Genomic DNA, 14,290 nt, shown 5'->3' on the forward strand with positions numbered 1-14,290 from the left:
CTGGTAACGGTAGCGACTGTTCGCCGATTCGGGGAGGCGCGCGGGACGGGAAAGTGGGGCACGTCACGTCCTCGAACCACCGGTGGGGCTTGCGGTCACGCCCCCGGCTCCAGTTACGCTACGAGTCGTAGCGAAAGCTGACGACAACCAGAGCGCCGCGACCCGTGGGACGGGAGCGGCGCAGGCGCGGGTGGGGACCCGCGCCGAATGGTTCAGGCTACCGGGGGGACGGCACCGCGCCCCGGAATCCGCGCCGCACAGCCCGTGCGGGGCGAACTTCCGGAGGTTGGTGCCCGCGAGCAGCGCGGACGGGGGAGGATAGTGCCATGCAGCCACGGAATTCGCGTCTCAACAGCTCCGCCCTGCGCGGTGCCGTCGACCTCGCCGCAGTGAAGGCCGCCGGCGAGGCCGCCCAGAAGGCCGAGCAGGCCCGGGCCGATCGGGCCCGCCAGGCGGCCGCCGCGGAGGCGGCCGGGGGCGCCCCCGCGCAGGCCCCGTACGAGCTCGTCGTCGACGTCACCGAGGACACCTTCGAGACCGAGGTCGTCCAGCGCTCCACCGAGGTGCCGGTCGTCATCGACTTCTGGGCCGAGTGGTGCGGCCCCTGCAAGCAGCTCAGCCCGGTGCTGGAGGGCCTGGCCGAGGAGTACGCCGGCCGCTTCGTGCTCGCCAAGATCGACGTGGACGCCAACCCGCTGATCTCCCAGCAGTTCGGCATCCAGGGCATCCCGGCCGTGATGGCCGTGGTCGCGGGCCAGCTGGTCCCGCTGTTCCAGGGCGCGGAGAGCGCCGCGAACGTCCGCAAGGTGCTGGACCAGCTGCTGCTGGTCGCCGAGCAGCGCTTCGGCATCGTCGGCGGGGCCGGCGCGCCCGTCGCCGACGGTGAGGGCCCGGCCGCCGCGCCGCTGCGCCCGGAGGACCCGGCGCTGGCCGCCGCGCACGACGCGCTGGACCGGGGCGACCTGGGCGGCGCCATCCAGGCGTACAAGAACGTGCTGGCCGACCAGCCGGGCAACACCGAGGCGAAGCTGGGCCTGGCGCAGGCCGAACTGCTCAGCCGTGTCGAGATGTTGGACCCGCAGGCCGTCCGCGCGGACGCCGCGGCCGACCCGAAGGACGTTGAGGCCCAGCTCCGGGCGGCGGACCTGGACCTGGTGGGCGGTCACGTCGAGGACGCCTTCGGGCGCCTGGTGAACACCGTCGGGCGGACGGCCGGGGAGGACCGGGATGCCGCCCGGGTCCGGCTGCTGGAGCTGTTCGAGGTGATCGGCGCGGAGGACCCGAGGGTCGTCGCGGCCCGGACGGCGCTGGCGCGCGTGCTGTTCTAGCGGCACTCCCGCCGGTCGGACGGCACGGCGGGTGACCTGCGGTGTCGTCGGGGGATTTGCCGACAATCCGGTCAGCCGTCGAGACGTTTACCAAATCTTGATTTCACCCGTGGGTAGTCACTTTCAGTGACTGCCCACGGGTGTTTCACTGGTGTTTCCGGGGGATTTCGTCCACGGCCCGACCGTGGGATGTCACGCAGGGTGCAAATGGCGTCAATTTCGCGCGCGGCGTCACCGGATGTTGCATTACCCGTCAGTAAGCAACCCCTTGTGCTTCGCCGGGGATTCAAGCACGATCGGCCACGCCCGGTCCCCAGACTCCACACCCTCCGACAGCCGGTCGGCGCGAGGAGCGAGGGGAACCCCACCGGGTGCTCCGTCGGCTCCGGTCGGCGGTAGGGAGGGCAGGGGGGTATCCGCGGTCCCACGGCGGTTCCTGTCCTTCGACACGGCCGCGCACCCCTGCGCGGTCGCTGGTTGTCGCTCGGGGGTGATCGCCGAATTGTCGCCGGTCCAGCCCGCCGTCCCATCCGGACGGTCGGCGGAGGGACGGGAGTGCCGCCGTACACCGGCCGCTCCCGCGACCGACGACGCCCAAGGCGCTCTCCGCTACCGAGGACGTAGCTCTCTCCCATCCCAGGCTCCCACCGGTGCGGGACGCGCCGCCGGGAGGCCGGAGATGTACGTCCTAGAAGGAGGACTCGCATGTCCCAGACCTACGGCAAGACCCGCTGGAAGCGCTTCGCCCTGGTGATGGTGCCCAGCGTCGCGGCCACCGCGATGGTCGGTGTCTCGATCGCGAACAGTGCGCTCGCCGCCTCGTTCAGCATCTCCGGCCAGCAGTTCAAGGTGACCACCACGCACCTGGAGGGCACCAACTTCTCGCAGTTCGGCACCGTCGACATCGAGGCCAGCGGCAAGCCGCACCCGGTCGCCGTGTCCGCTTTCGACAAGGCCACCCTCAGCAACCTGTGCCAGTCGGTCGTGACCGACCTGTCCGCGTTCGGCCTGGGCAAGATCACCCTCCGCCTGGAGGCCGGCACCGACCCGGCCAAGCCGGTCGAGGCCGAGAAGCTCCTGATCGACCTGGAGGAGCTGAAGGCCGACGCGACCTTCAAGGAGCTCAACATCGGCCAGGACGCCTCCACCCTCCCGGGTGAGGCCACCCAGGGCTGGCACCCCCACCCGGGCGTGACCAAGGCGGGTGGCGGCGCCGGCCTGCCGACCGGCATGACCGGCTTCGCCCAGTCGGCCAAGTCGGCCAGCCTGGACGACGTCAAGCAGACCGCGCGGGCCACTTCCGCCGGTTCGTTCAAGCTCAGCAACCTGAACCTGTCGCTCAAGAACGGCGACGGCAAGGGCAACGAGTGCTACTGAGTCCTGCCTGACGTCCCGTCCCGACGCCCCGGCGCCCTGCGTCGCGGCGAAGGGCGGGGCCGAGTGACGGGTCTTCGCGAGGCCGGGGGCGGCGGGCGACCGCCGTTCCCGGCCAACCCCCTTTTGTTCCTTCCCTCGTAGCTACATCGAGGAGCTGCACCATGTCCAGCGCAACGGTCGAACCGCGGCCCGCCCCCCAGAATCCCGTCGTGTGGCTCTGGCGGCACTTCCGTGAATTCCGCCGCACCAGGCCCTTCTGGGGCGGCCTGCTGGCCATGATCGCCGGCGTCCCGATCCTCTACTTCCCGTACGCGCACCTCTCGCTCGGCGGCGTGACCATCGCGATGTCCACCACGGCGGGCGCCGGGTCGCTGATCATCGGCGTGCTGATGATCATCCTCGGCCTGACCGCCTGGTTCCAGCCCGCCGTCCGGGTCTTCGGCGGCATCGCGACCATCCTGCTGACCCTGGTCTCCATCCCGGTCTCCAACCTGGCCGGCTTCGGCATGGCGCTGCTGCCCGGGCTGATCGGCGGCGGCCTGATGGTCTCCTGGGCGCCGCTGCCGGAGCCGAAGGCCGAGGGAGCGACCAAGGGGCGGCGCGGCCACCGGGCCCGCAAGGGTGCGGCGGTTGCCGAGAGCGTCGCGGCCGAGCCGGTCGCTGAGGCCGCCGAGCCGACCGCCGGGGCGCCGACCGCCAAGCTGCCCGCCCAGTCCTCCGCCGAGCCGCTCTCCAAGTGGTCCGCGAAGTCGCCCGCCAAGGGCGGAGCGGCCAAGCCCGCCGCCGAGGCGAAGCTGCCCGAGCAGGCCGCGCGGGAGCGGGCCGCCGAGAAGCCGAGCGCCGGGGAGCCGAGCGCCGAGAAGCAGGCCACCGACGAGCAGGCCGTGTCCATGGACAAGCAGGCCGCGGAGGAGCGGGAGGAGACGCGGTGAGCGAGCGGGCCGAGCAAGCGGACGGCGGGGCCGTCCCCGAGCGCAGGGCCGGCCGGCACGCCGCGCCGCGTACGCCCGTACGGGTCCGGCTGCGGGGTCGCGCGCTGGCGATGGCGGCGGTGCCGACCGCGCTGCTGATGGCCGCCGCCTACACGCCGAACCCGGCCGTCGCCGACGCCGCCGCGGGCAAGTGCGGCACCGCGCCCGCCGCCGTGCCGGACGTCGCGCCGATCGAGACGCCCGTCCCGAAGAGCGAGCTGCCCGCGCCGCCGCCCGGCCCGTCCGCGACGCCCACGGGCGCGCCCACCAACCTGCCGACGGGCGGCCCGAGTTCGGTGCCCGCCCCGACACAGGTGCCGACGCAGGCGCCGACTCAGACCCCGACGACCGCGCCCGTGAAGACACCGGCCGTCCGGTCCGCCGCCACCGGCGGTGCGAACACCGTCAGCGCCGTCTACCAGGGCACCGACGCCGGTGCGGGCACCGTCGCCCAGGCGGGGTTGATCGACGACATCATCGGCGGCGTCAACCACCTGCTGAACCCGGGCAGTTCGACCCCCTCGCCGACCGCGACCCCGACCACCCAGGCCCCGGCCCCGGCCGTCCCCGCCCCGCGCGTGGGCACCCCGGCGCAGCCCGTACAGCCGCAGGCCCAGCAGGCCCCTGCGGCCCAGGCCGCTCCGTCCGCCGGGAAGCCCGCCGCGCCGCAGAAGACACCCACCACGGGCACGCCCTCCGCCGCCCCGACCGCGGGCGCCAAGACGGCCCCGTCCGCGAGCGCGACCCCGTCGGCCTCGCCGACCGCCTCGCCCACCGCCGACCCCAACTGCGCGGTGGACGCCCGGAAGCTGACGGCCGGCAAGGCGGCCGCCGAGCAGGTCGTCCCCGAGCAGAACTGGACGCTGCTGACCAGCAGGCTGGGCCTGCACGGCGCGGCCTTCCACGGCGTCTACGACGTGAAGACCCCGAGCGGCAGCAAGCGGGTGCTCAAGTTCGTGGTCAGCGGCGTCGACATCGAGAACCTCGACATGTCGACCCTCGAGGGCAACGGCGTCACCTTCCACGTCCAGGGCGCCCCCGGGTCCACCTCGACCATCCGGGACGGTCAGGTCACCATGTACGTGGAGCGGCTCTCCGGCCACCTCTCCAAGGTGCTGGGCCTGCCGATCCCGATCGACCTGGGCGAGATCACCCTCACCCCGGACACCCTGCCCCGCTGGCTCTACGACCTGATCGGCTCCGTCCCGATCCCGCTGGACCTGGAGCTGACCGGCGTCACCGCCAAGCAGGCCGGCCAGTTCGGCGGCACCCTGCACATCCCGGGGATGCACCTCTTCAACGACAACGCGCCCTACAGCGACAAGTAGCAGCGCCCGTACAGCAGTCGAGGCGGCCCTCCCGGGAAGGGAGGGCCGCCTCGACGGCGTTTCAGCGGGGTGTCACTGGCCCCGGTTGCCCAGGTGGTGGACCTGCACCATGTTGGTGGTGCCGGGGATGCCGACGGGGACACCGGCGGTGACGATCACCGTCGCGCCCTCCTCCAGGCGGCCCATCTTGAGCAGCTCGCGGTCGACCTGCGCGACCATCGCGTCGGTGGTGGCGACCTGCTCGGTCACGTACGACTCGACGCCCCAGCTCAGCGAGAGCTGGTTGCGGGTGGCGCTGTCCGGGGTGAACGCGATCACCGGGATCGGCGAGCGGTAGCGGGACAGCCGGCGCGCGGTGTCACCGGACTTGGTGAACGCGACCAGCGCCTGCCCGTTCAGGAAGTCGCCCAGCTCGCAGGCGGCGCGGGCGACGGAACCGCCCTGGGTGCGCGGCTTGCGGCCCGGGTTGAGCGGCTGGAGGCCCTGGGCGACGAGCTCCTCCTCGGCCTTCTCGCAGATCCGGCTCATGGTGCGCACGGTCTCGACCGGGTACTTGCCGACGCTGGACTCGGCGGAGAGCATCACCGCGTCGGTGCCGTCCAGGATGGCGTTGGCGACGTCGGAGACCTCGGCGCGGGTCGGGCGCGAGGCGTGGATCATCGACTCCATCATCTGGGTGGCGACGATGACGGGCTTGGCGTTGCGGCGGGCCAGCGTGATCAGCTTCTTCTGGACCAGCGGCACCCGCTCCAGCGGGTACTCGACGGCCAGGTCGCCGCGGGCGACCATGATGGCGTCGAAGGCGAGGACGATCTCCTCCATGGCCTCGACGGCCTGCGGCTTCTCGATCTTGGCGATGACCGGCACGCGGATGCCGACCTCGTCCATGACCGCGTGGACGTCCTTGATGTCGGCCGCGTTGCGGACGAAGGACAGCGCGACCATGTCGACGCCCAGGCGCAGGGCGAAGCGCAGGTCGTCCTTGTCCTTCTCGGACAGCGCGGGCACGTTCACGGCCGCGCCGGGCAGGTTGATGCCCTTGTTGTTCGAGAGCACGCCGCCCTCGACCACCACGGTCCTCACCCGCGGGCCGTCGACGCTGACGACCTCCAGGGCGATGACGCCGTCGTTGATCAGGATCGGGTCGCCGGGCTTCACGTCGCCGGGCAGGCCCTTGTAGGTGGTGCCGCAGATGTGCTGGTCACCGGGGACGTCCTCGGTGGTGATGGTGAACTCGTCGCCGTTGTCGACGGTCACCGGGCCGTTGGCGAAGGTCGCCAGACGGATCTTGGGACCCTGGAGGTCGGCCAGGACGCCGATGGCCTTGCCGGTGTCCTCCGAGACCTGGCGGACCTTGCGGTACCGCTCCTCGTGGTCCGCGTGGTTGCCGTGGCTCATGTTCAGTCGGGCGACGTTCATGCCCGCCTCGACGATGGCCTTCAGCTGTTCGTAGGAGTCCGTCGCGGGACCCAGGGTGCAGACAATTTTCGCTCGGCGCATATCCGTCAGTCTATCCGTTCGAGTTGAGGGCGCATTCGGCGGGAATAGGGAGGAATCGCCGTCGAATCGTCCCGGGGAGCGAGACCGAACTGTCTCACTTCCCGGACTCGCCACCCTCGCGGTGGACCAGGGCGAAGGTCTGGCGGGCGATCTCCAGCTCCTCGTCGGTGGGCACCACGGCGACCGCGACCCGGGCGTACGCGGGCGAGATGATGCGCGGCTCGCCCGAGCGCACCGAGTTCAGCTCGGGGTCCACGGCGATGCCCAGTTCCTCCAGCCCGGCGGTGGCCGCGGCGCGCACCGGTGCGGCGTTCTCCCCGACGCCCGCGGTGAACGCGATCGCGTCGACCCGGCCGAGGACGGCGTAGTAGCCGCCGATGTACTTGCGCAGCCGGTGGACGTACGTGTCGAAGGCGAGCTTCGCGTCCGCGTCCCCGGCCTCCGCGCGGCGCATGATCTCGCGCATGTCGTTGTCGCCGCTCAGGCCCCGCAGGCCGCTGCGGCGGTTGAGCAGGTCGTCGATCTCGTCGACCGACATCCCGCCGACCCGGTGGAGGTGGAACACCACGCCGGCGTCGATGTCGCCCGAACGGGTGCCCATGACCAGGCCCTCCAGCGGCGTCAGGCCCATGGAGGTGTCCAGGCAGCGGCCGCCGCCGACGGCCGAGGCGGAGGCGCCGTTGCCCAGGTGCAGCACGATGACGTTCACCTCGGCCGGGTCCTTGCCGAGCAGCCGGGCCGTCGCCCGCGAGACGTACTGGTGCGAGGTGCCGTGGAAGCCGTAGCGGCGCACCCGGTGCTCGTCGGCCACGGCCTTGTCGATCGCGTACCGGGCGGCGTACTCGGGCATCGAGGCGTGGAAGGCGGTGTCGAACACCGCCACCTGCGGCAGGTCGGGGCGCAGCGCGCGGGCCACCTCGATGCCGATGATGTTCGCCGGGTTGTGCAGCGGCGCGACGGGGATGAGGCGGCGGATCTCCTTGAGCACCTCGTCGGTGATGACGGTCGGTTCGGTGAACCGCTTGCCGCCGTGCACCACCCGGTGGCCGATCGCGGCGAGTTCGGGGGAGTCCAGCCCGAGGCCGTCCGCGGTGAGCTCCTCGGCGACGGCCTTCAGCGCCGCGGTGTGGTCGGGGAAGACCTGGAGCGTCTCGCGCGGCTCGCCCGAGCGGGGGGTGTGCACCAGGCGGCCGCCGGGCTCGCCGATCCGCTCGACCAGGCCGGCGGCGAGCCTGGCGCCGTCCAGCATGTCGATCAGCTGGTACTTGACCGAGGAGGAGCCGGCGTTCAGGACGAGAACGCGCGTACCTTCACTCACTGTTCGGTCCCCTTCCTGTCCTGCGACTGGATGGCGGTGATCGCGACGGTGTTGACGATGTCCTGCACCAGCGCGCCGCGCGAGAGGTCGTTGACGGGCTTGCGCAGCCCCTGGAGCACCGGGCCGACGGCCACGGCGCCCGCCGAGCGCTGGACGGCCTTGTAGGTGTTGTTGCCGGTGTTGAGGTCCGGGAAGATCAGCACCGTCGCCCGCCCGGCCACCTCCGAGCCCGGCAGCTTGGTGGCCGCGACCTTCGGGTCCACCGCGGCGTCGTACTGGATCGGGCCCTCGACCAGCATGTCCGGCCGCAGTTCGCGCACCAGCTCGGTGGCCTTGCGGACCTTGTCGACGTCCGCGCCCGAGCCGGAGGTGCCGGTCGAGTACGAGAGCATCGCGACCCTCGGCTCCACCCCGAACTGGGCGGCGGTGGCGGCCGACTGGATGGCGATGTCGGCGAGCTGCTGGGCGTCCGGGTCGGGGTTGACCGCGCAGTCGCCGTACACCAGCACCTTGTCGGCCAGGCACATGAAGAAGACGGAGGAGACGATCGCGGCGCCCGGCGAGGTCTTGATGACCTCGAAGGCGGGCCGGATGGTGGCGGCGGTGGAGTGCACCGCGCCGGAGACCATGCCGTCGGCGATGCCCTCCTGGACCATCAGGGTGCCGAAGTACGAGACGTCGGTGACGAGGTCCAGCGCCAGCTCGACCGTCATGCCCTTGTGGGCGCGCAGCTTGGCGTACAGCTCGGCGAACTGGCGGCGCAGCGGGCTGGTGGTCGGGTCGACGATCCGGGCCTGGGCGCGGTCGGCGCCCGGGCTCTCCTGCGGCAGCTCGATGCCCAGGCTCGCGGCCTTGCGGCGTACGGCGTCGACCTCGCCGAGCAGGGTGAGGTCGCAGATGTTGCGGCGCAGCAGGATCTCGGCGGCGCGCAGCACCCGCTCCTCGGTGCCCTCCGGCAGCACGACGTGCCGGCGCTCGCCGCGGGCGCGCTCCAGCAGCTCGTGCTCGAACATCATCGGGGTGACGCGCTCGGAGCGGCCGACCTCGATCCGGTTGGTCAACTCGGCGGTGTCGACGTGCAGTTCGAACAGGCCCAGGGCGATCTCGGCCTTGCGGGGGCTGGCCGCGGTGAGCTTGCCCTCCAGGTGGGTGAGGGTCGCGGCGGTGGGCCAGCTGCCCTCGGGGACGACGGCCACCGGGGTGCCGGGGGCGAGGCGGGCGGCGAGCGCCATCACGTTGGGGCCCGGGTGCTGGCCGAGGGTCAGCAGCACCCCGGCGATCGGCGGGGCGCCGGCGGCGTGGGCGGCCAGCGAGCCGATCACCAGGTCGGCGCGGTCCCCGGGGGTGACGACGAGGGCCCCCTCGGTCAGGGCGTCCAGGAAGGTGGGGAGCATGGCGCCGCCGAAGACGTAGCCGCGCACGTCCCGGGCCAGGCCCGCGGCGTCCCCGAGCAGGACCTCGGCGCCGGTCGCCTCGACCAGCTGCCCGACGGTGGGCGCGGCCAGGGCCGGCTCCTCCGGGATGACGTACGCGGGGATCGGCAGCTTCTCGGTGAGGGTGCGCTGGACGCGCTGCTTGACGCCGGGGGCGACGCGGTTGGCGATCATCGCCAGGGTCTCGCAGCCGAGGTCGGTGTACGCGCGGTGGGCGTTGCGCACCTCGGCGATCACGGCCTCGGCGTCCTCGCCGTGCCCGCCGACCACCGGGAGCACGGCGGCGCCGAACTCGTTGGCGAGGCGGGCGTTGAAGGCCAGTTCGTCGGGGATGTTGGTGTCCGCGAAGTCGGTGCCGAGGACCAGGACGGCCTGGCAGCGGCGCTCCACCGCGCGGAAGCGGTCGATGAGGACGGAGACCAGCTCGTCCTGGCCCTGGGCGGCCTGGAGGGCGGCGGCCTCCTCGTAGGTGAGCCCGTACAGCTCCGTGCCGGGCAGGTCGATCCGGTACCGGCCGCGCAGCAGCTCGACCACGTGGTCCGCCCCGGGCTCCCCGGGGGCGCTCGCGTGCACCAGCGGCCGGAACACCCCGACCCGGTCCACCTGCCGGGTGAGCAGTTCCATGACCCCGAGCTCGACCGCCTGCCGGCCGTCCCCCCGGTCGATCCCGGTCACGTACACGCTGCGCGCCACCCGGCTGTCTCCGTCCCGTCGCCTCGGCAGATGGTCATGTCGACCATACATTCGCACCGCGAACGCCCGCCCGCGAGCAGAGGGCGGAGGAGGGAACAAGGGGGCGAAGGTCCCCCACCGGAGGACCTTCGCCCGGGCGCTCACCGCACGGGGCTCACCGCACGGGGCTCACCGCACGACGCTCATCGCACGACGCTCATCGCGCGGCGCTCACCGCACGGGGCGGAGCCAGAGCGTGGCGAGCGGGGGGAGGACGAGTTCGGCGGAGCGGGGCTGGTCGTTCCAGGGGACGGGGTCGGCCTTGACGGGGTGGGAGTTGCCGATGCCGCTGCCGCCGTACTCCTCGGCGTCGGTGTTGAGGGCCTCCTCCCACAGCTGTTCGCGGCCGTCGAGGGCGGGCAGGCCGACGCGGTGGCCGTGGCGGACCACGGGGGAGAAGTTGCAGACGGCGACGAGCGGGGTGCCGTCGGCGGCGTGGCGGACGAAGGAGAGCAGGTTGTCCTCGGCGGCGCCGCCGTCGAGCCAGCGGAAGCCCTCCGGGGTGGTGTCGAGCTCCCACAGGGCGGGGGTGTCGAGGTACGTCCGGTTGAGGTCGCGGACCAGGTTGCGCACGCCGCGGTGGTCGCGATGGGCCGGCCACTGCTCGTCGAGCACCCACCACTGCGGGCCCTGCTCGTGGTCCCACTCGGATCCCTGGGCGAACTCCTGCCCCATGAACAGGAGTTGCTTGCCGGGGTGGGACCACATGAAGCCGAGGTAGGCGCGGTGGTTGGCGCGCTGCTGCCACCAGTCGCCGGGCATCTTGGAGACGAGCGCCTGCTTGCCGTGCACGACCTCGTCGTGGGAGATCGGCAGGACGTAGTTCTCCGAGTAGGCGTACACCATCGAGAAGGTGATCTCGTTGTGGTGGTAGCGGCGGTGGACGGGCTCCTTGGACATGTAGACCAGCGAGTCGTGCATCCAGCCCATGTTCCACTTGAGCCCGAAGCCCAGGCCCCCGGCGTCGGTGGGCCGGGTGACGCCGTCCCAGGCGGTGGACTCCTCGGCGATGGTGACGGCGCCCGGGCAGCGCCGGTAGACGGTGGCGTTCATCTCCTGGAGGAAGGAGGCCGCGTCCAGGTTCTCCCGGCCGCCGAACTGGTTGGGCGTCCAGGCGCCGCTGTCGCGGGAGTAGTCGAGGTAGAGCATCGAGGCGACGGCGTCGACCCGCAGGCCGTCGACGTGGAACTCCTCGCACCAGTACACGGCGTTGGCGACGAGGAAGTTGCGCACCTCCTTGCGGCCGTAGTCGAACTCCAGGGTCCCCCAGTCGGGGTGCTCGGCGCGCAGCGGGTCGGCGGGCTCGTACAGCGGCTCGCCGTCGAAGCGGGCGAGGGCGAAGTCGTCCTTGGGGAAGTGCGCGGGCACCCAGTCGACGATCACGCCGATGCCGTGCCGGTGCAGGGTGTCGACGAGGTGGCGGAAGTCGTCGGGGGTGCCGAGGCGGGCGGTGGGGGCGTAGTAGCCGGAGACCTGGTAGCCCCAGGAGCCGCCGAAGGGGTGCTCCATCACCGGCATGAACTCCACGTGGGTGAAGTTCAACTCCTTCAGGTAGCGCGGCAGTTCCTCGGCGATGGCCCGGTAGGAGGTGAGGTCGGGCCGCCAGGAGGCGAGGTGCAGCTCGTACACCGACATCGGCGCGCGGTGGTGCGCGGCGCGGGCCCGGCGCTCCATCCACTCGCCGTCCTGCCACCGGTACGCCGAGGAGGTGACCACCGAGGCGGTGCCGGGCGGGCACTGGGCGGCGCGGGCGAGCGGGTCGGCCTTGTCGAGCACCCAGCCCTGCCGGGTGTGGATCTCGTACTTGTAGGCCGCGCCCTCGGCCAGGCCCGGGACGAACAGCTCCCAGACCCCGGAGGAGCCGAGGGAGCGCATCGGGTGCCCGGTGCCGTCCCAGTGGTTGAAGTCGCCGATGAGCCGGACCCCGGCGGCGTTGGGCGCCCAGACGGCGAAGGCGGTGCCGGCCACGCCGTCGACGGTGCGCGGGTGCGAGCCGAGCACCCGCCACAGCTGCTCGTGCCGGCCCTCGGAGATCAGGTGCAGGTCGAGCTCGCCGAGGGTGGGCGGGGTGCGGTAGCCGTCCTGCTGGCGCAGCGGCTCCCCGCCGGGGTACGTCACCAGCAGCTCGTAGTGCGGGAGTTCGCCGCCCGCCAGCAGGCCCGTGAACAGCCCGCCCTGCTGGTGGGTGAGCTCGGCGGGGCCCTGGCCGGTCTCGACCACCACCCGCTCGGCGAGGGGCCGCAGCACCCGGATCGCGGTGCCGCCGTGAACGGGGTGCGCGCCGAGCAGGGAGTGCGGGTCGTGGTGCTGCCCGCCGACCAGCCGGTCCACTTCGGAGGGTGGCAGCGGCGCCTCGGGCAGCCGCAGCGGGGCCGGGCGGGCGGGCTCCCGGGGCTCCTCGGTCGGTACGGGCGCCGCCGGCCCGGCCAGGAAGGTGGCCGGTACGGGGCGGGTGGGGCGGCCGGTCGGGTCGAGCGGCGTCACGACGGGTCCTCCTGCGACGGCGACGGGTGGGCGGACTGCGGGGTGGGCGAACTCCGGGGGAAGGCGGTAAGGCGGTCGGGCGGTTCAGACGGTTGGACGGTTCAGCGGTTCAGCGGTTCGGACGATTCAGATGGTTCGGGCGGTTCAGACGGTGAGGGCGAGCCGGTTGATGGCGGCCAGCGGGATCGGCAGCCAGCCGGGCCGGTGCCGGGCCTCGTACACGACCTCGTAGACGGCCTTGTCGATCTCCAGCGCCCGCATCAGCTCCGGCGAGGCCGCCGGGTTGGCGCCGCCCCCGGCGGTGTAGCCGGCGCAGAAGGCGGTGCGGTTGCGCTGCGCCCAGGCGGCGGCGAGGTGGGCCAGCTCCGGGTCGGGCGGCCCGCCGGCGAGCAGGTGGGCGGCGGCGTAGTCGAAGGAGCGGAGCATCGCGGCGACGTCGCGCAGCGCGGGCTGCGGCTCGCGGCGCTCGTTGACGGACTTGGCGGGCTCGCCCTCGAAGTCGAGCAGCACCCAGCCGTGCGGGGTGCGCATGGCCTGCCCGAGGTGCAGGTCGCCGTGGATGCGCTGGACGGGCAGGCCGTCCGGGTGGGCGTCGGCGAGCTGCTGGAAGGCGGTGCGCAGGGCGGCGCGGTAGCGCAGCAGTCCGGGGACGGCGGCGACGGCGCTGTCGAGGCGGTCGGCCATGGCGGTGGCCAGGCGGCCGGTCTGGGTGCGGTCGAGCCGGGCGACGGGCATGGAGCGGGAGAGCACCCGGTGGACCTCGGCGGTGGCCCGGCCGAGCCGGTGGGCCTCGATGGCGAAGTTGCCGGGGGAGCGGTCGCCCTTGAGCCGGCCGACCTGGTCCAGGGCGAGCTCCCAGCCGTCCTCGGCGTCGGGCAGGTAGCGCTGCAGCAGGCCCAGGGTGGCGGGCTCGGCGCGCTCCATCCGGCTCTCGAACCAGGCGGCGACGCGGGGGATGCGCGTGGAGCCGGCCCGGGAGAGGGCGAGGGAGAGTTCGAGGTCGGGGTTGGTGCCGGGGTGGATGCGGCGGAACAGTTTGAGGATGTACGAGGTGCCGTAGATGACGGAGCTGTTGGACTGCTCGGCGGTGGAGGCGCGGCCGGGCAGGTTGGTGGGGAGCCCGGAGCCGGGGGTGCGGCGGAAGGAGAGGGCGCCGAACCGGTCGCCGGTGGCGAGGTGCTCGAGCAGCCGCCCGGTGAGCTCGGGGTCGTGGACGGCGTCGTAGAGCGCGGCCCCGTCGTACTGGCCCTGGCTGAGGCGGCCGAGCACGGCGGCCGGCTCGACGCCCGCGGGCCCCTGGGAGCGGATGCCGAGCAGGAGTTGGTAGACGTCGCCGTGGGGCAGGCCCGCGGTGGTGGCGTGCTCGACGCGCAGCAGCAGGTGGAGCAGGGCCGGGTCGCCGACCTGCAGCGGGGTGCCGACGACGGGGGTCAGGCCGGTGATCGGCCGGCCCTTGCCGGCGTACCAGCGCTGGGTGGGGAGCCACTGCGCGATCAGCGGCAGGGCCGCCTGGACGAGCTCGCTCACCCCCAGGGCGGTTCTGCGGGCCCCGGAGCCCCGCGCGCCCGCCGGCGCGTCGTGTTGAACGTTGGCTTGAGAACGGGAGGTTTCGGACATGACTCCCTTTCCCCGGAAGCGCGCGGGCGGCCCGACGGTCGTTGCCGGGTCTGGCAGTCTTCCGGATTTCGGCGGCGCGGCGGTGGCGGCACGCGAGCTCGGCTCGGGTGTCACGCCTTCGTGTGGGTGGCCGTTGGGCTGTTCTCCGTACGCGGTGGTGCAGAGAACTCCGGGGGCGCGGGGTTCAACTCGCGCCCCCGGA

At 72.9% G+C, this 14,290-nt stretch carries 9 protein-coding genes; 4 read left to right on the top strand and 5 right to left on the bottom strand.

The genetic code is table 11. The annotated features are described in order from the left end of the window. The first annotated feature begins 326 nt into the window (after positions 1 to 326). The 4 genes from IH61_RS0110900 (at position 327) to IH61_RS0110915 (ending at position 5,004) form a co-directional block, all read left to right on the top strand. Positions 327 to 1,328 carry a tetratricopeptide repeat protein gene (locus tag IH61_RS0110900; protein WP_031068223.1) on the top strand — a complete coding sequence of 334 codons (1,002 nt, stop codon included), beginning with the start codon at positions 327 to 329 and terminating at the stop codon, positions 1,326 to 1,328. A gap of 705 nt (positions 1,329 to 2,033) precedes the next feature. Further along, positions 2,034 to 2,705: a DUF6230 family protein gene (locus IH61_RS0110905; protein ID WP_031068226.1), complete on the top strand. Its 672-nt coding sequence runs from the start codon at positions 2,034 to 2,036 to the stop codon at positions 2,703 to 2,705. Positions 2,706 to 2,866: 161 nt separating this feature from the next. Beyond that, positions 2,867 to 3,637, top strand: a complete 771-nt coding sequence (locus IH61_RS50240; RefSeq protein WP_063763183.1) for a DUF6114 domain-containing protein — start codon at positions 2,867 to 2,869, stop codon at positions 3,635 to 3,637. After that, a complete protein-coding gene (locus tag IH61_RS0110915) occupies positions 3,634 to 5,004 on the top strand; it encodes a hypothetical protein (RefSeq protein WP_031068230.1) in 1,371 nt (456 codons plus the stop codon). Before IH61_RS50240 ends, IH61_RS0110915 begins: the two co-directional genes overlap by 4 nt. A gap of 72 nt (positions 5,005 to 5,076) precedes the next feature. On the opposite strand, the gene pyk is transcribed toward IH61_RS0110915, so the two are convergent. The 5 genes from pyk to IH61_RS0110940 all read right to left on the bottom strand — a co-directional run bounded on the left by pyk (position 5,077) and on the right by IH61_RS0110940 (position 14,088). After that, a complete protein-coding gene (gene pyk / locus IH61_RS0110920) occupies positions 5,077 to 6,504 on the bottom strand; it encodes a pyruvate kinase (protein WP_031068232.1) in 1,428 nt (475 codons plus the stop codon). A gap of 94 nt (positions 6,505 to 6,598) precedes the next feature. Beyond that, a complete protein-coding gene (locus tag IH61_RS0110925; RefSeq protein WP_031068233.1) occupies positions 6,599 to 7,822 on the bottom strand; it encodes an acetate kinase in 1,224 nt (407 codons plus the stop codon). Beyond that, complete coding sequence (gene pta / locus IH61_RS0110930) at positions 7,819 to 9,948, bottom strand: phosphate acetyltransferase (RefSeq protein ID WP_031068235.1); 2,130 nt, start codon at positions 9,946 to 9,948, stop codon at positions 7,819 to 7,821. The genes IH61_RS0110925 and pta overlap by 4 nt, the downstream gene beginning before the upstream one ends. Positions 9,949 to 10,158: 210 nt before the next feature. Further along, positions 10,159 to 12,471: a 1,4-alpha-glucan branching protein GlgB gene (gene glgB, locus IH61_RS0110935; RefSeq protein ID WP_078911003.1), complete on the bottom strand. Its 2,313-nt coding sequence runs from the start codon at positions 12,469 to 12,471 to the stop codon at positions 10,159 to 10,161. 144 nt (positions 12,472 to 12,615) lie between these two features. Next, complete coding sequence (locus IH61_RS0110940; RefSeq protein WP_031068239.1) at positions 12,616 to 14,088, bottom strand: maltokinase N-terminal cap-like domain-containing protein; 1,473 nt, start codon at positions 14,086 to 14,088, stop codon at positions 12,616 to 12,618. Between the last annotated feature and the right edge of the window lie 202 nt (positions 14,089 to 14,290).

Origin of the sequence: Streptomyces sp. NRRL WC-3742 (assembly GCF_000720635.1) — a bacterium.
Lineage (GTDB): Bacteria > Actinomycetota > Actinomycetes > Streptomycetales > Streptomycetaceae > Kitasatospora.